Annotated in this window: 17 protein-coding genes; 11 read left to right on the top strand and 6 right to left on the bottom strand. The window is 67.7% G+C overall.

Going from position 1 to position 20,889, the window contains the following annotated elements:
• Window positions 1-81: 81 nt before the first annotated feature.
• From dnaE to ACXU4B_RS00240, 8 genes are all read left to right on the top strand, one after another.
• A complete protein-coding gene (dnaE, locus tag ACXU4B_RS00275) occupies window positions 82-3,639 on the top strand; it encodes a DNA polymerase III subunit alpha (RefSeq protein WP_131406628.1) in 3,558 nt (1,185 codons plus the stop codon).
• A 247-nt stretch (window positions 3,640-3,886) separates the two neighbouring features.
• Complete coding sequence (locus tag ACXU4B_RS00270; protein ID WP_131406626.1) at window positions 3,887-4,843, top strand: acetyl-CoA carboxylase carboxyltransferase subunit alpha; 957 nt, start codon at window positions 3,887-3,889, stop codon at window positions 4,841-4,843.
• 6 nt (window positions 4,844-4,849) lie between these two features.
• Entirely contained in the window at window positions 4,850-5,242 is a 393-nt protein-coding gene (locus tag ACXU4B_RS00265) for a VOC family protein (protein WP_131406624.1), read from the top strand.
• A 49-nt stretch (window positions 5,243-5,291) separates the two neighbouring features.
• Window positions 5,292-6,047 (top strand): NYN domain-containing protein, encoded by a 756-nt coding sequence (locus ACXU4B_RS00260; protein ID WP_131406622.1) that lies wholly within the window; start codon window positions 5,292-5,294, stop codon window positions 6,045-6,047.
• Window positions 6,040-7,335, top strand: a complete 1,296-nt coding sequence (gene tilS, locus ACXU4B_RS00255; RefSeq protein ID WP_240733974.1) for a tRNA lysidine(34) synthetase TilS — start codon at window positions 6,040-6,042, stop codon at window positions 7,333-7,335. Before ACXU4B_RS00260 ends, tilS begins: the two co-directional genes overlap by 8 nt.
• A 133-nt stretch (window positions 7,336-7,468) precedes the next feature.
• Window positions 7,469-7,726: an exodeoxyribonuclease VII small subunit gene (locus tag ACXU4B_RS00250; protein ID WP_131406620.1), complete on the top strand. Its 258-nt coding sequence runs from the start codon at window positions 7,469-7,471 to the stop codon at window positions 7,724-7,726.
• Window positions 7,710-8,609: a (2E,6E)-farnesyl diphosphate synthase gene (ispA, locus tag ACXU4B_RS00245; protein ID WP_131406618.1), complete on the top strand. Its 900-nt coding sequence runs from the start codon at window positions 7,710-7,712 to the stop codon at window positions 8,607-8,609. Before ACXU4B_RS00250 ends, ispA begins: the two co-directional genes overlap by 17 nt.
• Before the next feature lie 67 nt (window positions 8,610-8,676).
• Window positions 8,677-9,381 (top strand): hypothetical protein, encoded by a 705-nt coding sequence (locus ACXU4B_RS00240; protein ID WP_165583101.1) that lies wholly within the window; start codon window positions 8,677-8,679, stop codon window positions 9,379-9,381.
• A 48-nt stretch (window positions 9,382-9,429) separates the two neighbouring features.
• Here the strand turns inward: ACXU4B_RS00240 and ACXU4B_RS00235 are convergent, their stop codons facing one another.
• A complete protein-coding gene (locus tag ACXU4B_RS00235; RefSeq protein WP_131406614.1) occupies window positions 9,430-9,870 on the bottom strand; it encodes a DUF4870 domain-containing protein in 441 nt (146 codons plus the stop codon).
• 100 nt (window positions 9,871-9,970) lie between these two features.
• Window positions 9,971-11,323: a metalloprotease PmbA gene (pmbA, locus tag ACXU4B_RS00230; RefSeq protein WP_131406612.1), complete on the bottom strand. Its 1,353-nt coding sequence runs from the start codon at window positions 11,321-11,323 to the stop codon at window positions 9,971-9,973.
• Window positions 11,324-11,430: 107 nt separating this feature from the next.
• Between pmbA and ACXU4B_RS00225 the strand changes: the two genes are divergently transcribed.
• Together ACXU4B_RS00225 and yjgA are read left to right on the top strand one after the other, a co-directional pair.
• On the top strand, window positions 11,431-11,679 hold the full coding sequence (locus ACXU4B_RS00225) for a DUF1653 domain-containing protein (protein WP_131406610.1): 249 nt from the start codon (window positions 11,431-11,433) through the stop codon (window positions 11,677-11,679).
• A 29-nt stretch (window positions 11,680-11,708) separates the two neighbouring features.
• A complete protein-coding gene (gene yjgA / locus ACXU4B_RS00220; protein WP_131406608.1) occupies window positions 11,709-12,281 on the top strand; it encodes a ribosome biogenesis factor YjgA in 573 nt (190 codons plus the stop codon).
• Here yjgA and ACXU4B_RS00215 read toward each other — a convergent pair.
• The 3 genes from ACXU4B_RS00215 to tldD form a co-directional block, all read right to left on the bottom strand.
• Window positions 12,248-12,496: a hypothetical protein gene (locus ACXU4B_RS00215; RefSeq protein ID WP_131406606.1), complete on the bottom strand. Its 249-nt coding sequence runs from the start codon at window positions 12,494-12,496 to the stop codon at window positions 12,248-12,250. The two genes, yjgA and ACXU4B_RS00215, sit on opposite strands and share 34 nt — an antisense overlap.
• Entirely contained in the window at window positions 12,493-13,836 is a 1,344-nt protein-coding gene (locus tag ACXU4B_RS00210; protein ID WP_240733973.1) for a YeiH family protein, read from the bottom strand. The genes ACXU4B_RS00215 and ACXU4B_RS00210 overlap by 4 nt, the downstream gene beginning before the upstream one ends.
• Before the next feature lie 245 nt (window positions 13,837-14,081).
• Window positions 14,082-15,521, bottom strand: a complete 1,440-nt coding sequence (gene tldD / locus ACXU4B_RS00205) for a metalloprotease TldD (RefSeq protein WP_131406602.1) — start codon at window positions 15,519-15,521, stop codon at window positions 14,082-14,084.
• Window positions 15,522-15,663: 142 nt separating this feature from the next.
• Here tldD and ACXU4B_RS00200 point away from each other — a divergent pair, with 142 nt between their 5' ends.
• A complete protein-coding gene (locus tag ACXU4B_RS00200) occupies window positions 15,664-16,869 on the top strand; it encodes a sterol desaturase family protein (protein WP_131406600.1) in 1,206 nt (401 codons plus the stop codon).
• 81 nt (window positions 16,870-16,950) lie between these two features.
• On the opposite strand, the gene ACXU4B_RS00195 is transcribed toward ACXU4B_RS00200, so the two are convergent.
• Window positions 16,951-20,877 (bottom strand): YhdP family protein, encoded by a 3,927-nt coding sequence (locus ACXU4B_RS00195; protein ID WP_131406598.1) that lies wholly within the window; start codon window positions 20,875-20,877, stop codon window positions 16,951-16,953.
• Window positions 20,878-20,889 lie beyond the last annotated feature (12 nt).

Raw genomic sequence — 20,889 nt, 5'->3', positions numbered from 1 at the left:
ATCGCGCGGCCGGGAGCAAAGTCAATTCTTGCCCGCCCCGGGCCGCGCCGTTAGGCTGAACTTCCATTTCGCGCGTGCGCCATGTCCGTTCGCTTCGCCCACCTCCATTTGCACAGCGAATACTCGCTGGTCGACTCGACCATCCGCATCAAGGCGCTGGTCGAGGCCTGCGTGCGCCATGGCGTGCCTGCGGTGGCGCTCACCGACGACAGCAACATGTTTGCGCTGGTGAAGTTCTACAAGGCGTGCAGCGCAGCCGGCATCAAGCCGATCGGCGGTTGCGACCTGTGGATCAGCGCGCCGGATGACCCGCGTCCGTGGCGCCTGACCCTGATCTGCCAGGATCGCGAGGGCTATCTCAACCTGTCGCGACTGGTGTCGCGCGCGTGGCGCGACGGCCAGCAGAGCGGACGCGCGCTGGTCGACGCCGCGTGGCTGACGCCGGAAGCCACCCGTGGCCTGATCGCCCTGCTCGGCCGCGAGAGCGAAGCCGGGCGCCTGGCCGTCAACCAGGGCGTGGACGCCGCCGCCGCGCGCCTGCGCCCGTTCGCGCTGCAGATGCAGGACCGGCTGTACCTGGAGCTGACGCGCTGCGGTCGCGAGGGCGAGGAAAACTGGAACACCGCCGCGCTGGCGCTGGCCTCGCGGCTCGAGCTGCCGGTGATCGCCAGCAACGACGTGCGTTTCCTCAAGCAGGACGATTTCGAGGCGCACGAGGCGCGCGTGTGCATCAACCAGGGTCGCGTGCTGGCCGATCCCAAGCGCCCGCGCGACTACAGCGACCAGCAGTACCTGAAGACGCCCGAGGAAATGGCCGCGTTGTTCGCCGACCTGCCCGAGGCGTTGGAAAACGCCGTCGAGCTGGCCAGGCGCTGCACGCTGGAGCTGAGCTTCGGCACCTATTACCTGCCCGATTTCCCGGTACCCGAAGGCCACGACCTGGCCAGCTATATCCGCCTGCTGGCGCGCGACGGCCTCAAGGAGCGCCTCGCCCATGCACCGCTGGCGCCCGGTCGCACGCTGGAAGAGTACGAAGCGCGACTGGAGCGCGAGCTCGACGTCATCGTCCGCATGGGTTTTCCGGGCTACTTCCTGATCGTGGCGGACTTCATCAACTGGGGTAAGCAGAACGGCATCCCGGTCGGCCCGGGCCGTGGCTCGGGTGCCGGTTCGCTGGTGGCCTGGGTGCTGAAGATCACCGACCTGGACCCGATCCAGTTCGAGCTGCTGTTCGAGCGCTTCCTCAATCCCGAACGCGTGTCGATGCCCGACTTCGACATCGACTTCTGCATGGATCGCCGCGACGAGGTGATCGACTACGTCTCGCGCAAGTACGGCCGCGACCACGTCAGCCAGATCATCACCTACGGTTCGATGGCGGCGAAGGCCGTGCTGCGCGATTCCGGCCGCGTGCTGGGCATGGGTTACAACCAGGTCGACCGCATCGCCAAGCTGATTCCCGCGCGCCCGCTCGACCTCACCCTGTCCTGCGCGCTGGGTCGCTCGGAGAAGGCGAAGAAGGAGCCCGATCGCGTCGTCAAGGAATTCTGCGAGCTGTACGAGCAGGACGAGGAGGCGCGCACGCTGATCGACCTCGCGCTCAAGCTCGAAAGCCTCACCCGCAATGCCGGCAAGCACGCCGGCGGCGTGGTGATCGCGCCGACCCCGCTGACCGACTTCGCGCCGCTGTACTGCGAACCGGGCGGCGGCGGCGTGGTGACGCAATACGACAAGGACGACGTCGAAGCCGTCGGCCTGGTGAAGTTCGACTTCCTCGGCCTGCGCACGCTCACCATCATCGACTGGGCGGTGAAGGCGATCAACGCGCGGCGCGCGACCAGTGGCGAGGAAGCACTGGATATCTCGGCGCTGCCGCTGGACGATCCCGCCCCGTACGAACTGCTGAAAAAAGCGCAGACGGTGGCGGTGTTCCAGCTCGAATCCTCGGGCATGCAGCGCATGCTCAAGGACGCCAGGCCCGACCGCTTCGAGGACATCATCGCGCTGGTGGCGCTGTACCGCCCCGGCCCGATGGACCTGATCCCCAGCTTCGTGGCGCGCAAGCACGGCCGCGAGGAAGTGGAATACCCCGACCCGCGCGTCGAGCCGATCCTGAAAGAGACCTACGGCATCATGGTCTACCAGGAGCAGGTGATGCAGATGGCGCAGATCGTGGGCGGCTACTCGCTCGGCGGCGCCGACCTGCTGCGCCGCGCGATGGGCAAGAAGAAAGTCGAGGAAATGGCGAAGGAGCGTGCCAAGTTCCGCGAGGGCGCCGCCAAGGACGGCCTCAGCGGCGACAAGGCCGATTCCATCTTCGACCTGATGGAAAAGTTCGCCGGCTACGGCTTCAACAAATCGCACGCGGCCGCTTACGCCCTGGTCTCGTACCAGACCGCCTGGCTGAAGGCGCACTACCCCGCCGAGTTCATGGCCGCGACGATCTCGTCGGACATGGACAACACCGACAAGGCGGTGACCTTCATCGAAGAGTCCAAGGCGATCGGGCTCAAGGTGCTGCCGCCGGACGTCAATGCGTCCGAATTCATGTTCGTGGCAGTGGAGTCGAAGGTCATCCGCTACGGGCTTGGCGCCATCAAGGGCGTCGGCCAGGGTGCCTGCGAGGCGATCGCCGAGGAACGTCATCGCAGCGGCCCCTACAAGGACCTGGCCGACTTCTGCCGCCGCGTCGATTCGACCAAGCTCAATCGCCGCGTGCTCGAGGCGCTGATCCTGTCCGGCTCGCTCGATGCGCTGGCGACCAACCGCGCCAGCCTGATGGCACAACTGCCCAACGCGATGAAGGTGGCCGAGCAGCACCTGCGCGACAAGCAGTCGGGCCAGAACGACATGTTCGGCGCGATGATGGGCAGCGTGGCGCCGGTGGTACAGGTGGACCTGCCGACCGTCGCCGACTGGCCGCTCGAGCAGACCCTGCAGGGCGAGCGCGACACGCTCGGCCATTACCTGTCCGGCCACCCCACCGATCCGTGGAAGGACGAACTGGCCCAGCTGTCGACCTGCCCGCTCGGCGAGATTGCCGTCCGCTACCAGCCACCCAAGCCGCGCAAGAACGACGACGGCGACAACAACCGCTTCCGCCGTGGCCCGGATACGCCGTGGACGGTGGCCGGCATGGTCACCGCCATCCGCAAGCGCGGCGACAGCGACGCCTTCGTGCGGCTGGAAGACGGCACCGGCATCATCGAGGTGAGCTTCTTCGGCGAGCTTTACCAACAGGTCGCCCCCCTGCTGACGCGGGACGAGCTGCTGGTGGTCGAGGGCGGCCTGCGCATCGACGATTTCTCCGGCGGCGGCTTCGCCCTGCGTGCCCGCGCTGCCTACACCCTGGGCGATGCCTGTCGCCGTTTCGCCCGCCTGCTGCGGCTAAAACTGAACGGCGTGGGGCCCGGCTTTGTCGACGACCTGCGTCGGGCGCTGGCCGGCTACCGCGGCGGTCGCGCCAGCGTGGTGCTTTACGGCTACCACAACCAGGTCGCCCAGGCTGACCTGGAGCTTGGCGAGGAATGGCGCGTGGACGCCATCCCCGAGCTCCTGCGCGCCATCCGCGCGGTGCCCGGGGTGGAGGCGGCCAGGTTGCGCATCGTCAAGACGGACGACCGGCCGCGAGGCGACTGAAACCCCTTCCCAACTCGCTCCCCTGTCGTCGTTCACGCGAACGCGGCAAGCCCTTTGCCGCAGCCCAAGGGCTGGTTATCCAATACCTTTGCCTGGTCGTCGCACGGCCCCGGGAAGACGCTGGATTCCCGCGTTCGCGGGAATGACGGGTTTGTGAAGCCTTAGGCACCATTCCCATACGCCGCCGTTCCCGCCTTGTTCCGCGGACCGGTATACTGCTCCGCTTCCGTGTCACGAATAGCACCGAATGAACCCCAACTTCCTCGATTTCGAACAACCGATCGCCGAGCTGGACGCGAAGATTGAAGAGCTTCGCCACGCCAGCCATGGGCAGGCGTTCAACATCGACGAAGAAGTCGGTCGCCTGCGCGAGAAGCTCAAGCTCAAGACCAACGAGATCTTCCGCAACCTGACCCCGTGGCAGGTGACCCAGCTGTCGCGCCATCCGGCGCGCCCGTACACGCTGGACTACATCAGCGTGATCTGCGACGAATTCCATGAACTGGCCGGCGACCGCGCGTACGCGGACGACGCCGCCATCGTCGGTGGCCTGGGCCGCATCAATGGCCGCTCGGTGATGATCATCGGCCACCAGAAGGCACGCGACACCAAGGGCAAGGTACGCCGCAACTTCGGCATGCCGCGTCCCGAGGGCTACCGCAAGGCGCTGCGCCTGATGAAGATGGCCGAGCGCTTCGGCCTGCCCCTGCTCACCCTGATCGACACCCCAGGCGCCTACCCCGGCGTCGGCGCCGAAGAGCGCGGCCAGAGCGAAGCCATCGCGCGCAACCTGCTCGAGATGGCCGATCTGAAGACGCCCATCGTCTGCACGGTGATCGGCGAAGGCGGATCGGGCGGCGCGCTGGCCATTGGCGTGGGCGATCGCACCATCATGTTGCAGTATTCGACCTATTCGGTGATCTCGCCGGAAGGTTGCGCCTCGATCCTGTGGAAGAGCGCAGAGAAGGCCAAGGACGCCGCCGAGGCGCTCGGCCTCACCGCACCGCGCCTGCTGGAGCTGGGCCTGATCGACAAGGTCGTGCGCGAGCCGCTGGGTGGCGCCCATCGCAACCCGCACTCGATGGCCGTGCGCCTCAAGGCCGTGCTGATGAACCAGCTGGACGAGCTGGAGGCGATGCCGACCGCCGACCTGCTTGAACAGCGCTATCAGCGCCTGCGTCGCTACGGCGCCTACACGGAATAACCCGCCATGGGCGTGCGCGGGCTCGACCACGTCAACCTGCGCGCACCCGCTGAACTGGTCGAACGATTGCGTCGGTTCTACGTCGAGGTGATCGGCCTGCACGAAGGCCATCGCCCCGTCTTTCGTTCGGGCTCGCGTGGCTACTGGCTCTATGCCGGCACGCAAGCCGTGATGCACCTGACCATCACCGCCGAAGGCGATGGCCAGCCGCAACGCGCCGGCTGGCTGGGCCACTACGCCTTCGCCTGCGACGATCTTGCCGCCACGCGTGCCCGGCTCGATGCGGCAGGCATTCCCTACCAGGTCGACCGCGTCGACTCGCCGGGCCAGGTGCAGCTCTTCCTCAGCGACCCTTCCGGCCTTGCCGTGGAGCTGAATTTCAGCACCGACAAACGCTGATCACATTCGCAGCGTTACCATCGGCGCACCTTCGCCAGGAATCGCATTCATGGCCCACGAGCACGCCACCAAGCTTGCCGTCCTCATCGATGCCGACAACGCCCAGCCGGCCATCGCCGAAGCGCTGCTCGCCGAGGTCGCGAAGTACGGCACCGCGCACGTCAAGCGTGCCTACGGCGACTGGACCAGCACGCACCTGAAGGGCTGGAAAGAACAACTGCTGACGCAGTCGATCCAGCCCATCCAGCAGTTCGGCTATACCAGCGGCAAGAACGCCACCGACTCGGCCATGATCATCGATGCGATGGACCTGCTCTATTCGGGACGCTTCGACGGCTTCTGCATCGTCTCCAGCGACAGCGACTTCACCCGGCTGGCGGCACGCATTCGCGAATCCGGCCTGATCGTGTACGGCTTCGGCGAGCGCAAGACGCCCGATCCGTTCGTGGCCGCCTGCGACAAGTTCATCTATGCCGACATCCTGGTCGCCAAGCCGGACGAGGAGCAGCCGCTCAAGCCGCGCACCGCGGCCCAGCTCAAGCAGGACAGCAGCCTGGCCAACCTGCTGCGCAACGCGGTCGAGGCCGCCTCGGACGACGACGGCTGGGCGGCGCTGGGCGGCGTGGGTTCCATCATCACCAAGCAGCGCCCCAACTTCGACGCGCGCAGTTACGGCTACAACAAGCTCAGCGAGTTGATCGCCGCCACCACGCTGTTCGAGATCGACCGGCGCAGCCCGGCCGACGGACGTCCCAAGGTGATCTACGTGCGCAACAAGACGAAGAAACCGGCGTCCCGTGAGTAGGCTGACCGAACTCCTGCAGCGCGCCCTCCAGCAACAGCCGGCAGGCGCGCTGTGCGTTGCCTACAGCGGTGGCCCGGACTCCACCGCGCTGTTGCATGCGCTTGCGCAATTGCCCGAGGCGCACGCCCGCCAGCTGCGCGCGCTGCATATCGATCACGGCCTGCATGCGGAGAGCCGCCAGTGGTCGGAACACTGCCGGCAGCTCGCGCAGGAATGGCGCGTGCCATGCCTGGTACTGCGCGTCGAAGTGGCGCACGAACGCGGCTATGGCCTGGAGGCCGCCGCGCGCGATGCACGCTACCGCGCCTTCGCCCTCTCGCTGCAGGATGGCGAACGCCTGCTGCTGGGCCACCACCGCGACGACCAGGCCGAAACGGTCTTGCTCAAGCTCCTGCGCGGTGCCGGCCCGGAGGGCCTGGGCGGCATGCGCGCCACGCGCCCACTCGGACGCGGCGTGCTGTGGCGACCGCTGCTCGACGTGCCGCGCGCGTTGCTGCGCGCCCATATCGACGAACACGCACTGCCATGCATCGATGATCCGTCGAATGCCGACCGTCGCCTGTCGCGCAATTTCCTCCGCCATGAAATCCTGCCGCGCCTGACCCAGCACTGGCCGCAAGCGGTGGAGTCGATCGCACACAGCGCGCGCCTCAACCGTTCCGCCTGCGACACGCTGGAACGGCAATGGCGGTCCGCGCAGGTCGCCCTGCTGGACAGCACCAACGGCAGCCTGGACGCGACCGGCTGGCTGGCGCTGGCGCCCGCGCTGCGCCATCCCCTGCTCGACGACTGGCTGCATGCACGCGGCCTGCCGGTGCCGACGACGGCGCAACGCGAGCAGATCGAACGGCAGGTGACGGCTCGCGATGGCCAGCTCCCCTGCATCCGCTGGGCTGGCGCCGAGCTGCATGTATGGAAGGGCCGGCTGTGGGCGCTGCCGCCGCAGCGAACGATCGACCCGCAATGGCAGGCCACCTGGGAAGGCGAACCGCTGGCCCTGCCCGACGGCGGCAGCCTGATGCTCGACCCGGCGGGGCGACTGCACGAGGCCGTTACCGTGCGACTGCGCCGGGGCGGCGAGCACCTGCGCCCGGTGGGCGATGCGCACACGCGGGAACTGCGCGACCTGTTCCAGCAGAGTGGCATGCCGCCGTGGCGCCGCCTCGCCTGCCCCCTGCTCTATCTCGGCGACGAACTCGTGGGCGTGGCCGACCGCTGGTTCACGCCGCGCGGCGCGGCCTTGTTCGAAAGCGCCGGCGCGATACCGCACTGGCAACCGGCTTTCTAGCACGGCCGCACGCTCGCGCCAGCCGCGGCGGGTGTGCGGAGCGTCGCAATGCTCACGCGATGCCGCACCACGCCACGCCATGGCATCGCCTGCGGATTGATTCCACGCGCCCCCTGCGCTAGCTTTGCGGGCCATGGCCAAGTCCGCTCCCGTCCCTGCCAATCCCGCCCCCGCGGCCGACTTCGAGCACTCGCTGGACGAACTCGAGCAACTGGTGGCGCGCATGGAAGGCGGCGACCTGAGCCTGGACGAATCCCTCACTTCCTTCGAGCGTGGCATCGGCCTCTATCGCCATTGCCAGCAGGCACTGGAAAGTGCCGAGCTGCGCGTGCGACTGCTGCTTGATCCCGATGCCCCCGACCGCGCCGAACCGTTTGAACCCGAACTCTGAACTCGGTCCTGCCCTCAAGTCGCTGATCGCGCGCGCCGACGAGGCCCTGGCCCGCTCGCTGCCGCCGGAACACAGCGCTCCCGTCGAGCTTCACCGTGCCATGCGCTACGCCGTCCTTGGCGGCGGCAAGCGCCTGCGCCCCCTGCTGGTGTACGCGACCGGCCACGCGTTCGGCGAGACCGATTCGCGGCTGGACGCGCCTGCCTGCGCGGTCGAGCTGATCCACGCCTATTCGCTGGTGCACGACGACCTGCCGGCGATGGACGACGATGACATGCGTCGCGGGCGCCCGACCTGCCACATCGTGTTCGGCGAGGCGATGGCGATCCTCGCCGGCGACGCCCTGCAGGCGCTGGCCTTCGAACTGCTGGCCCATGACGTGGCGCTGGGCGTGGCGCCCACGCGCTGCGTGGAAATGCTGCGCGTGCTCGGCCGAGCCTGTGGTGCGGAAGGCATGGCGGGCGGACAGGCGCTGGACCTCGCTGCGGTCGGCCGCAAGCTGTCGCTGGCCGAACTGGAACACATGCACGCCTGCAAGACCGGGGCCTTGATCCGGGCTGCCGTGCGCCTTGGCGCGCTCGCCGCCGGCGCACCCGACGATGCGCTGGCCGCGCTGGACCGCTATGCCCACGCCGTGGGCCTGGCCTTCCAGGTGCGCGACGACATTCTCGACGTGGAAGGCGAGTCCGCCGTGATCGGCAAGACCGCCGGCAAGGACGCCGCCGCCGACAAGCCGACGTTCCCGTCGATCCTCGGCATGGACGCCTCGCGCGCCCATCTGGCCCGGCTGACTGCCGACGCGCTCGAGGCCATCGCGCCGCTGGGCGAGCGCGCTGCGCTGCTGGAACAACTGGCCCGCTACGCGGCGGAACGCGCGCACTAGCCGCCAGCGTCAACAGCGGCGGTGTTCGCGCGTTCCATGGCAGATACGTTTGATCCGCCGTGACGCCATGCCCGCCTCCCTTCGCACCACCCTGCTGGCCGTTGCCGGCCTGCTGGCGACAACCGTCGCCTGCGCTGCCGCGCCTCCCGATTTCAGCGGGGCCTGGCGGCTGGACGACCGCAACAGCGATACCGCCGACACCCTCACCGCCTCGTTGCGCGATGAAGCGCGCAGGGAGCAACAGGCCAATGCGGGGCAGCCGGCGCCTGCGTCTTCAACGGCGTCTGCTGCTGGCGGTCATGGCGGCGGTGGCCACCACGGTGGCGGCATGGGCGGTGGTGGCCATGGTGGTGGCATGGGCGGCGGTCACGGCGGGCGCGGCGGTGACCCGGGTGCGGGCAAGGGGCCTGCGCGGGACAAGGACCCGGTCGCCACGGCGACTTACCCGATGCCCCCGACACTGAAAGTCGATGCCGTGGTGCTGGTCCAGCAGGACCCGCAGTCGTTGCAGATCCGCCTCGGCGACGGCAGCCAGCTCAACGGCAAGCTGGATGGCCAGGCCCGCCAGTCGCTCAGCGGCAACGCCATGGTGCGCGCCCACCTGGAAGCCGGGAAACTGCTCATTTCCATCCAGTACCAGGACGATACGCGGCTGGACCAGGCATGGACGCTGTCGCCGGACGGCAAGCAGATGACGGTGACCGGCGACTGGAAGGTACCGACGCTGGACCAGCCGGTCAGCTTCAGGCGCACCTACGTCGGGCTGCACTGAAGCAGACAAGGGCGGCCCGGTGACCGCCCTTGTTGATCGCAACGGCCGTTACTTGATCAGGCGCAAGGTGAACGGGTAGCGGTAGTACACGCCTTCATTGGCGCGGATGCCAGCGATGATGGTGAACACCAGCCAGGCCACGCAGACCACGGTGCCGACCGGGATGGCCACCAGCAGGCCCAGGCCCAGGGTGATCAGCACCAGGATCTTCAGCGCCAGCAGCACGATGCCCACGGTGATATTGAAGTTGAGCGCCTCCTTGCCCTGGTCGTTGACGAAGGGCATGGTGTCCCGCTTCACCAGCCAGATCACCAGCGGTCCAAGGAAGCAGCCCCAGCCGAACCAGGCGCCGGTAATGATCAGGCCGACCAGGGCGGAAAGATGCGCGAACAACCCCCATTGCCGCTCATCGGCGGAGGGCGTGGCGGACGGCGGTACGGCAGGGCCGTTCGACGGCGGCGGTACGACGGACTCGGGTGGAACGCTCATGCGCACATCTCCTGGTCGTAGAGGCCTGGTTTTGCTGCCGGCAAGCTGCCGGCAGCCCGATCCTAGCAAGGCTCCGCCGAATTTTCCGATGCCGGATGGGTTATTCGCCCGCGATGGTCATCTGTTCCACCAGGATGGAGCCGGTGAGGATGTGCGAGCGAGGGTCCACGTCCGCGCCCACCGCCACGATATGGGCGTACATGTCGCGCAGGTTGGCGGCAATGGTGATCTCCTCCACCGGGTAGGCGATCTGTCCGTTTTCCACCCAGAAGCCTGCCGCGCCACGCGAGTAGTCGCCGGTAATCGTCGACACGCCCTGCCCCATCACCTCGGTCACCAGCAGGCCGGTGCCCATGCGTCGGAGCATGCCGGCGAAATCGTCCGGGCCGGGCTCGACCAGCAGGTTGTGGATGCCGCCCGCGTTGCCGGTCGACTCCAGCCCCAGCTTGCGCGCCGAATAGCTGCCCAGCACGTAGCGCGCCAGCACGCCGTTCTCGATCAGCGAGCTGTCGCGCGCGGCCACGCCCTCGGCATCGAACGCACCCGAGCCCTGGCCGCGCAGCAGGAACGGCCGCTCCACGACATTGAGCCACGACGGCAGCACCTGCTTGCCGACGTGGTCGAGCAGGAAGCTGGCGCGCCGATACAGCGCGCCGCCGCTCACCGCACCCACCAGGTGACCGATGAGTCCGCGCGCCACTTCGGGCGCGAACATCACCGGGCTCTGGCGCGTCGACAGTCGCTGCGCGCCCATGCGTGACAGCGTGCGCTGCGCCGCCTTGTCGCCCAGCGCGCGGGCACTCATGAAGTCGTGGGCCGAGCGCACGCTGTCGTACCAGTAGTCGCGCTGCATGCCTTCCTCATCGCCGGCGATCAGCGAGAGCGACAGCGAATGCCGCGTGCCGCGCTCGCGGCCAAGGAATCCGTGCGAATTGGCGTACACCGCCAGGCTTTCACCCATCTGCACGCTGGCGCCGTCGGAATTGGTGATGCCGGCGTGCGCGCGGCCGGCGTCCTCGATCTCCTGGCCCAGGGCAATGGCCCCGGCGGTATCGATGCGCCAGGGGTGCCACAGGTCGAGGTCGGGGAACGCCGTGGCCATCCGCGACGCGTCGGCGAGGCCCGCCGCCGGGTCCTCCTCGGTGAAGCGGGCGATGGCGCAGGCCTGGTCCAGGGTGGCCTGGATCGAGTCCGGGTTGAGGTCGGCCGTGCTGGCCGAGCCCTTGCGCTGGCCGAAATAGACGGTGAGCCCGAAGCCGCGGTCGCGCGTGTGCTCCACCGTTTCCACCTCGCCCAGGCGCACGTTCACGTTCAGCCCGGTGTCGATGCTGGCGGCCACCTCGGCCTGGCTGGCGCCAGCGGCGCGGGCGCGGCGGATCACGTCCTCGGCCAGCTGGGCCAGGCAGTCGAGTTCTTCGCGGCTGCGGTCCTGGGAGGGGCTCAGATCGGTCACGTGGGTTTCCTGCAGAGGGGCGGGTAGAATACGCGGTCCGACCCGCGCAGCTTTCCCACATGGGGGTGGCGCGGCCGAATTGCAAAGAGCGTCCCGCGGAGAACGCCATGTCACCGACAGCAGGCATCTACCGTCACTACAAGGGCCAGCGTTATCGCGTCCTGGGCACGGCCCGGCACAGCGAGACTATGGAGCAGGTAGTGGTCTACCAGGCGCTTTATGGCGACTTCGGCCTGTGGGTGCGCCCTGCCGCGATGTTCTGCGAAACCGTGGAACTGGAGGGTGAGCCGATTCCACGCTTCTCGCTGGAACAGGCCGAGCCCAACCTCTTCGACGGCCAAGCTGCCGCGCACTAAGCGTCAGGCCGAACTGCTGGAATATTTCCGTGAACCGTACCTACACCGACAACCCCGAGCACGACTACGGCCCGACCCGCACGCAGCAGCGTCGCGACGCGCTGGCCGTGCTCGCTCTGGCCAACCAGTTGATGGAGCTGCCGCCGAGCAAACTGGCCAAGCTGGAGCTGCCGGAAGACGTGCTGCGCGAGATCGCGCAGACGCGCCGCATCACCGCTCACATCGCGCGCAAGCGCCAGCTGGCGTTCCTGGCCAAGGTGATGCGTCGCCACGACCAGGAAGTCTTCGATGGCGTGCGCGCCGCCCTGGGCGAGAACCGCGAGCGCCAGCGCCAGGAAACCGCCGCCATGCACCGCATGGAGGCGCTGCGTGACCGCCTGCTCGCCGACACCGATACGGCCATGGGCGAACTGATCGAGCAGTACCCCGGCATCGATCGCCAGCACCTGCGCTCGCTGGTGCGCCAGGCCAAGGCCGAGCGCGACGCGAACAAGCCGCCGCGCGCGTATCGCGAGATCTTCCAGTTGCTCAAGGAGCTGGCCTCCGGCGTCGAAGGTGATGCGCCGGATCAGGCCAGCGACGCGGAAGAACCCGCGCCCTGAGCTTCCGCGAAGCTGGCGCAGGCATCGCCGGGCGATACCCAGCGATCGTGCAGGCCACACAATCGGCTTTCACCGATGCTTGCGCCATAGGCTGAGCCAAACGAAGCCAGCCCGCCGATCCGTTGCTCCAGCTTCCGTCGATCGTCAAGGCGATGACGGCAGTATTCGCAGCGCGCGGCCAGCCCGGCGGAAATCATTGCCCCGGCGCCGCTCATCCACCCAGCCCGTTCCAGTAAGCGGCAAACACGTGCACTGACAGCACGTAGCCGATGACGATGTTCACCGCCACGCCGGCCGCGAATGCGAGCAGCGGACGCCATCCCGTGGCCGTGAGCGAGCGCAGCCGCGTGGTGAGCCCGATGCTGAGGAAGCAGAACGTGAACGCCCAGGTGCGTAGCGTACTGATCGGCGCGACCAGGTCAGGCGTGACGACCTTGCGGTAATCGGCCAGCGAGTAATGGCTGGCGATCCACGTGACCAGGGCCGATGCCAGCACGAATCCGAAGACGAATTTCGGGAAGCGCGCCCAGATCTCCCGCGCATCGGCCTTCGCCTGCACGCCAGAGGCATCCGTGTTCCAGCGCGTGGTCGCCACCCAGGCCAGCACGAACGCCCAGATGCCAATCCAGATATCGCGACCTACTACCTTCATCAGCGTGAACGCCTGCACGGCGGCGTCCGGCGCGCCGGCAATCGCACCGCCTGCGTGGCGCGCCGCATCGCCATAAGCCTGAGCCGCAGCGACGCCCGCCGCATCGGCGAATTCAGACGTACCGATCCACGCGCCGGCAACCGCCGTGGAGAGACCCAAGGCACGCGACGCGAACGGCAGCACGAAGATCATCACGATCGCCCACACCACGACCAGCGTGATGGCCACCGACGTATCCTCGCGGCGTGCACGCACCGCACCACCACTGGCGATCGCCGCGGAGACGCCGCACACGGCGCCACCCACGCCAAGCACCGCGGCGAAACGCCGGTCGAGCCCGAGTGCCCTGGCAACGAGGAAGATGGTGAAGAAGGTGGCGAGCGAAACGATGGTCGCCTGGCCCACCGCCACGGGACCGGCCCAGAACAGCAAGGTCATCGGCAACGTGGCACCGAGCAGTACGATGCCCACCTTGATGTAGAACTCCACGCGCAGTCCCGACTGGAACCACCCGGGCAGCGTCACCGTGTTGGACACCAGCAGTCCGAGCGCCAGCGCGAGCAGCGGCGCCTCGAGGTTGTAGCGCGAGGCCTCGACCCAGGCGGAGGCGGTGAAGATCAGCAGCGACACCACGAACAGGATCGCGAAGGCCGGCAGAAAGCGCGACAGCGAATGCCCGATCACGGCGAGGCCCGTGCCGAACAGCAGCGCGAAGGCGGCAAACAGCGCGAGGTAGTTGGGTCCGTGCGCCACGATGCCTTGCCATGCCTCCGCCAGCGTCTTCCACTTCGCCGGCGCCGTTGCCAGCCACTTCAGGCTGCCGCCGTTGGCGAACAGTGCCCAGGCCGCCACGATCACCAGCAGGCCAATCCACACCGACCACCAGTCTTCGTTGGAGAACACGCCCCACCGCACCGGACTTGCAGCGACGTCTGCCCGGGCACGGGCCTGGCCCGGCAAAACTCGTGTCGCTTCGCTCATCGCACCGCCCTCACCGCCAGCAAGTGACCGGACGTCCAGACGTCCGGGCGGCCAACGGAAAAGGCCGCAACGGACACTGTCCGCGCGGCCTGGGTCAAAGCGAAATGAGCTTTTGTTCTATGGATATAGCCTGCGGCGCGATCAAGGCCGGCTGATTCCCGGCATCCTCAGGACGCCGTACCACCCACCGTCATCGCATCCACCTTGAGCGTGGGCTGGCCCACGCCCACGGGCACGCTCTGGCCATCCTTGCCGCACACGCCGACGCCTTCGTCCAGCGCGAGGTCGTTGCCGATCATCGACACGCGGGTCAGTACTTCGGGACCGGCGCCGATCAGGGTGGCGCCCTTCACCGGACGGGTCACCTTGCCGTCTTCGATCAGGTAGGCCTCGCTGGCGGAGAACACGAACTTGCCGTTGGTGATGTCCACCTGGCCGCCGCCGAAGTTCACCGCGTAGATGCCCTTCTTCACCGAGCGGATGATCTCCTGCGGATCATGCTGGCCGGCGAGCATGTAGGTGTTGGTCATGCGCGGCATCGGCAGCTGCGCGAAGGACTCGCGGCGGCCGTTGCCGGTAGGCGCCACGCCCATCAGGCGGGCGTTGAGCTTGTCCTGCATGTAGCCCTTGAGGATGCCATCCTCGATCAGCGTGGTGCACTCGGTCGGCGTGCCTTCGTCGTCGACGCTGAGCGAGCCGCGGCGGCCCTGCAGCGTGCCGTCGTCGACCACGGTGACGCCGGGCGCGGCGACGCGCTGGCCGATGCGACCGGCAAAGGCGGAACTGCCCTTGCGGTTGAAGTCGCCTTCCAGGCCGTGGCCGATCGCCTCGTGCAGCAGCACGCCGGGCCAGCCGGGACCGAGCACCACCGGCATGCTGCCGGCGGGCGCATCGACCGCTTCCAGATTGACCAGGGCCTGTCGCACGGCCTCGTCGGCGAAAGCCATGCCGCGGCCGTTGTCGATCAGCTCGCGGTAGCCGTAGCGGCCGCCGCCGCCGGCACTGCCCTGCTCGCGGCGGCCGTTGTGTTCGGCGATGACCTGCACGTTCAGGCGCACGAGCGGGCGCACGTCGGCCGCCAGCGTGCCGTCGGAACCGGCCACCAGCACGGTGTCCATGGTCGCGGCCAGGCTCACGATGACCTGCTTGATGCGCGGGTCGCGCGAACGCGCATAGGCGTCCACTTCGCGCAGCAGGGCGATCTTGTCAGGATTGGGCAGGCTTTCGACCGGATCGATCGCCGGATACAGCTGGCGCCCGCCGTTCAGCGCCAGCGGCTTGCCGGCGCCGTTGCCGCCCTGGGCAATCGCGCGCGCGGCCCTGGAGGCGTCCAGCAACTGCGGCAGCACGATCTCGTCGGAATAGGCGAACCCGGTCTTCTCGCCGCTGATCGCGCGCACGCCCACGCCCTGCTCGATCGAGTGGCTGCCGTCCTTGACGATGCCCTCTTCCAGCAACCAGGACTCGCTGCGCGAATGCTGGAAATACAGGTCGGCGGCGTCGATGGACGGCCCCATGAGCTGGTTGAACACGCGGTCAAGGTCGGTGGCGGCCAGCCCGCCGGGCGCAAGCAGCCGGCGCTCAGCCTGTGCGATCAGGGAATCCATGAAGTCGGTGCCGTTTGCAAAAGGGAGACTTTAGCAAGTTGGGGCCGTCCGACGGAGGTTTAAAGCCCGTCCGATGGAGCCCCGCGGACGCACCGGGATAAGATGCCACCACCATTCATGACGCACATGTGAAGGATCACGTATGAGCGATGCACCCCGGCGGCCCCTGGCGCACAAGGTGATCGACCGCACCATCAAGGCGCCCATCGAGGAAACCCGGGAGCTGTTGCACAAGGACGGCGAGCTCAAGCCGGGCCAGGGCATGATCAGCAGCGTCGTCGCGCTGTCGCTCGGCTTCCTGAGCCTGCTGGCGGTACTGGCTTTCCACTTTCCCCAATACCTGACCACGCCGGACCTGCGCCACCAGTATTCCGTCGACGTACTGCGCCAACTGCTGCTGGGCGCCCTGCTCGTTTCCGGCGGCATGTCGCTGGCAAACATCATCCTGGGACGGGCGCGCCGGCTGAGCATGGTGGCGTTTGCGTTCGTGATCGCGGCGACCGCGCTGGGCGGCTCGCGCGTACCGGTGGGTGCCTTTCCGGACCACACGCCGTATATCGGGCTGGACTGGTTCATCCTCGACCTGCTCGGCTCCACGCTGGTGTTCGTGGTGATCGAGAAGCTGTTTCCGCTGTACAAGGGCCAGACGCTGTTTCGCAAGGAATGGCAGACCGACCTGAAGCATTTCGCCGTGAACCACTTCATCGTGGGCCTGGCACTGCTGACGGTGAACTTCCTGCTGCACCACCTGTTTGGCTGGCTGGTGCGCAGCGACTTCCAGCAGTTCGTGCAGCACATGCCGTTCGTGCCGCAACTGCTGGTGTGCATCCTCGTTGCCGATCTCGCGCAGTACTGGACGCATCGCGCGTATCACGAGGTACCGTTGCTTTGGCGTTTCCATGCCGTGCATCATTCGGTGAAGACCATGGACTGGCTGGCCGGATCGCGCCAGCACATGCTGGAGCTGGTCGTCACGCGTGTCGCCGTGCTGGCACCGCTCTACATCCTCGGCTTCAGCGAGGGCGTGATGAATGCGTACATCATCGTGGTCGGCTTCCAGGCCGTGTTCAATCATGCCAACGTGCATCTGCCGTGGGGTCCGCTGAAGTACGTGATCGTCACGCCGGACTTCCACCACTGGCACCACGCTTCCGACGAGGAAGCGATCGACAAGAACTACGCCGCGCACTACGCCTTCCTCGACTACATCTTTGCGACGGCGGTGAAGTCGACCAGGAAATTCCCGGAACGCTACGGCGTGGTGGGCAACTACATGCCCGATGGCTTCGTGCGCCAGCAGCTGTTTCCCTTTCGCGGCAGCACCAGGCCGCGAGAGTCGATGGACTGAGTGTGGCAGCGCACCCCGTGCGCCAAGGCAACATGACCCGGCAGTCGCGCACGGCGTGCGCTCCCATCATGGCAACCTGATTCAGCGCGCGCTGCTGCTCGCCGGCGCCGGTGACACGTTGCCCACCGGCGCCAGCACCGGGGGCGACGCCGGAACACTGCGCCGCTCGATCACGGTGATCACCGGCTTGTCCCAGCTTCCGCTGACCTTGTAGCGCGCGCTCGCGGCGTGGTTGATGCCCTTGCCGAGCAGGCCTTGCGCCACGAAACCGGCCGCCACGCCGATGGGGCCGCCGACGACGGCGCCTACCAGGGGCAGGCTGTTGCCCGCATGCGGGGTCGCCAGCACCTGCAGGTCGTAGTCTTTCGCGCGGACGCCCGTGCGCCCACTGATGGCGATCTCGGCGGCCGGGCTGCGGATCTGCAGATTGTCGGTATCCGCATTGCCATCGCCGAGCTTGAAATCGCCGGTGACTGCATCGAAGGCCAGGCCCTTGCCGAACACGTCGCCGAAGTCGAACGAGAGGCGGCGCGGCAGTTCCAGCACCGACATCAGGCCGAACAGGCGTGCCACTCCGGGCGTCACTTCAGGCATGCGCCCATCGATGATGTTGATGCTCAGCTTGCCGTCCATGTTGCCCAGTTCCATGGCCGAGGGCGCGCCCGGCCAGGTGGAATCGAGCTGCGCGTGCACCTTGCCGCCGGCGATCAGCCCCTCGTAGCCAAAGGCGGCCAGCATGTCGCCGAGGTTGTCCGCGGCGAAATCGATGCGCAGGTGGGAATGGCTGTCGCCGGCGGTGCCGTTCCAGTCGCCCGTGCCGTTGATCTGCACGCCCCTGGACAAGGTGCGCAACTGGTCGATGTGCATGCCGCGGTCGGTCGGCCAGGTTTCCAGCCGTGCATCGCCCAGCTTGGAGTCACCAAAGCGCAGGTCGTTCACCCATAAGTGGAATGGCGGCAACGACGACGGGGTGATGCCGGTGGCGCCGGGATTGGGCGCGGGCACGGCGACATCCGCCGGCGACGCCACGACCGCGGCCTGCTCCACCGCGGCGGCTTCGGCGCCACCCTTCTTCGGCGGCGGCACCACGTCCTTGGGCCAATACAGGCGCTGCAGGCGCGCGGTGACGCCACGCTTGTTGATGTCGGCCAGTGGAATGGCGAAACGCCCGGCCAGCCCGGCGCTGTCCACGTCCACCGTGAGGCCCTCGGCCTGCGCCGTGGCCAGCAGGTGCATGTCGGCAAACGGATGGCCGAACACCATCGCCTGGTCGGTGTTCACGTCGATGGCTTCCAGGCCCGGCCCCTCACCGCTGCTGCCGGACGAGGTGTATTGCACCCACCCGGTGACGTCCAGCTTGGCCGCACGACCGCGGATGCGCATGCCTTTGTCAGGCACGGTGTCGGGCATCTTGGTGCCAAAGGCGAACGTCGCTGCCAGCGACTGGCTGTTGTTCTTCGGCAGGCGCAGGCGTGCACGCACGACCTGTCCCACGCTCAGCTGCACGTCGCTGCCTTCCATCGGCAGGTTCATGTCCATGTGCAGGGGCAGCGATGCGTCGGCGGCCTTCTTCAACGGCACCGGGAAGGTCAGCGCCATGCCATTGAGCGTCGAATCCACGCTCAGCTGCTGCGTGTTCGCCGCCGTGCCATTGGCGTGGCTGATGCCGAAACCAATGTTGAAATCGCTGCGGCCTTCGGCCACCTGGTTGATCCAGTCCAGCTGCTTGTAGCCCTGGGTCAGCTCGCTCATGCTGAAGCGGCCGTTGAGCCTGGCCGACAGCAACAGGTCGGGCTGGCCGGTGGCGCCGGCAATGGCCAGGTCGAGCTTGGCCGGCTGTCCACGGAAGCTGGTGTCAAGCGGGCCGGCATGGAAGCCCGCCTTGTCGAACGTCGCCGGGCCGGTGAGCTTGTCCAGCTTGAGGTTCCACTCCGGTGCGTTGAAGTCCACGCCCTTGAGCTGGGCGCGTCCATTGAGCAGGAGGTCGCTGGCATGGGCCACGGGCAACGACAGGTGGAAATCGAACGCGCCGGTACCGCCGAGGCTCAACTTCGAAAGCACGTCGGCCTGGTGAATGCCGATCGGGCTCTTGCGCACGAACTCCATCATGCTCGCGCCTGAGCCGTTGCCACTCACGTTCAGGTCCAGCACGACATTGCCGAACTCGGGAATCAGCGCGACCGCGCGATCCACCTTGTTGCCCAGCGACTGGCCGGCCGTGGCCTCGACCAGCATGCCGTTGTTGACGAAGCTGGCCACCGCGCTGACGCCCTCGGCGCGCGGCCAGTCCTTGCCGTAGTCCAGAACCAGGTCGCTGATGCCCGCACGCGCCTCGAAGCGGCCTTCGTTGTGCGGGAACGGCCAGTCGGCCAGGTCGCCGCGCACCAGCACGTCGCCGCTGTCGATCTTGCCGCTCACCAATGCCTGGTCCAGCCACTGGATCGCGGCCGGCGACATGGAGTCGATGGGCCAGAACAGCTTGGCCGCAACCACATCGGCGTGGCCGAGCGAGGCATACAGATCGAGGAACGGGTGGCCGCCCGCATCCGGCAGCACCGCTTCGCCGCGTGCTTCACCGCCGAAGCCGGTGCCTTCGAAACTGAACCTGTCGGTGCCGATGTGCCAGGCATCGTCCTCATGCCAGAACGCGATGTCGCCACCCAGGCCAGGCATCACGAACGGTTCGCGGAACGTACGGGGAAAGCGCGCGATGGTGGGCTGCACGGGCAGCGACAATGCCATGGCCTGCGCATCGCCACGCAGCTCGCCGCGCAGGCTGTCCACGCCAGGCAGCTTGCCCACCGGGTCGATGCCCACGCCGGTGAACGCGACATCGAGCGCCTGCAGTCCGTCCTGGCGACTCCAGCGCAGCAGCGCCTGGGTCACCTCGCCGCGCGGCTTGCCGCTGCCCACCCATTGCGCCAGACCCGGCGAAAGCTGCGGTTTGAGCGCCAGCCATGGCACCAGCGGCGCCAGCTGCAGGTTGCGCACCGAGGCCTCCACGTGGGCCTGGTCGGTGTCCATCAACTGGAAGCTCGCGGCCAGCAGACCGCCGTTGTCACTGGCCCAGCGCAGCTGGTAGCCACTCTTGCCGATCGCCAGCTCGGCCATGCCGTCCAGTGCCGGCGCGTTGGCACGCGCACCCTCGGGACTGACCACCGACAGTTGCCGCACATGAAGGCGCGTGAGGCTGCGCACGACCTTTGCGTCGCGCCAGTCCAGCCAGCTCTCGAACGAACCGCTGCCGCTTTCGGCCGTATAGCCGCCCATGTCCATGCCGGCCGAGGCGGCACGAAAATCAATGTCGGTGCCGCTGATCCACACCTTGCCGTCGGCGCCGTTGTCGCTGAAGTTGCCGGCGCCGCGGACCTGGCCGGGCACGCCCTCGCGCCTCATCAGCGCGCCGACGCGTATGCGGCGGCCCTGGCGACTCAGGCGCAACTGGTCGGCCAGCAGCGTGTAGTGCTTGTGGATGCGGTTGTCGGTGATGTCCAGGCGCACGTCGCGCAGCCACAGGCCGATCGACAACTGCGAGAAGGCAAACTCCTGCCGCCCCTCGCCACCGGCCAGGCCAAGGCCGTTGATGTGCCAGGCACCCTCGGCATCGCGGCTGAGGTCCAGTTGCAGGCCGCGCGCGCGCAGGTTCACCACGTGGCGCGTCGGCAGCAGCCAACCGCCAAGATCCAGTTTCAGCTCGGCTTCGGGGATCTGCAGCGGCATGCCGCCCTCGCCCGCGCCGATAGTGACGTTGCGCATGACGAACAGCGGGCCGGAGGTCTGCCAGCGCCCGTCCATCGACTGGAACGATACCGGTTGATGCAGCTTGTCGGTGAGCTGCGCGGCGACCCATTCGGGGTGACGCGCCAGCAAGGGCAACAGCAGCTGGGTCAGCGCCATCAGCACGGCCATCGAAATCACGGCCACGCCGACCGTCCAGCCCAGCAGCCGGATCACTCGATGCAGGTATTTACGCCATGGCGCGATCACGGCCGGCTCACGACGCGACATGCCTGTTGCGTC

The sequence above is a fragment of the Dyella soli genome (genome assembly GCF_054482295.1).
This window is presented reverse-complemented; position numbering and strand designations above follow the sequence as displayed.

Bases quoted from the DNA above. Each gene is read 5' to 3' on its own strand.
- dnaE (WP_131406628.1), top strand. From the start codon at position 82: ATGTCCGTTCGCTTCGCCCACCTCCATTTGCACAGCGAATACTCGCTG.
- ACXU4B_RS00270 (WP_131406626.1), top strand. From the start codon at position 3,887: ATGAACCCCAACTTCCTCGATTTCGAACAACCGATCGCCGAGCTGGAC.
- ACXU4B_RS00265 (WP_131406624.1), top strand. From the start codon at position 4,850: ATGGGCGTGCGCGGGCTCGACCACGTCAACCTGCGCGCACCCGCTGAA.
- ACXU4B_RS00260 (WP_131406622.1), top strand. From the start codon at position 5,292: ATGGCCCACGAGCACGCCACCAAGCTTGCCGTCCTCATCGATGCCGAC.
- ACXU4B_RS00250 (WP_131406620.1), top strand. From the start codon at position 7,469: ATGGCCAAGTCCGCTCCCGTCCCTGCCAATCCCGCCCCCGCGGCCGAC.
- ACXU4B_RS00240 (WP_165583101.1), top strand. From the start codon at position 8,677: ATGCCCGCCTCCCTTCGCACCACCCTGCTGGCCGTTGCCGGCCTGCTG.
- ACXU4B_RS00235 (WP_131406614.1), bottom strand. From the start codon at position 9,870: ATGAGCGTTCCACCCGAGTCCGTCGTACCGCCGCCGTCGAACGGCCCT.
- ACXU4B_RS00225 (WP_131406610.1), top strand. From the start codon at position 11,431: ATGTCACCGACAGCAGGCATCTACCGTCACTACAAGGGCCAGCGTTAT.
- ACXU4B_RS00215 (WP_131406606.1), bottom strand. From the start codon at position 12,496: ATGAGCGGCGCCGGGGCAATGATTTCCGCCGGGCTGGCCGCGCGCTGC.
- tldD (WP_131406602.1), bottom strand. From the start codon at position 15,521: ATGGATTCCCTGATCGCACAGGCTGAGCGCCGGCTGCTTGCGCCCGGC.
- ACXU4B_RS00200 (WP_131406600.1), top strand. From the start codon at position 15,664: ATGAGCGATGCACCCCGGCGGCCCCTGGCGCACAAGGTGATCGACCGC.
- ACXU4B_RS00195 (WP_131406598.1), bottom strand. From the start codon at position 20,877: ATGTCGCGTCGTGAGCCGGCCGTGATCGCGCCATGGCGTAAATACCTG.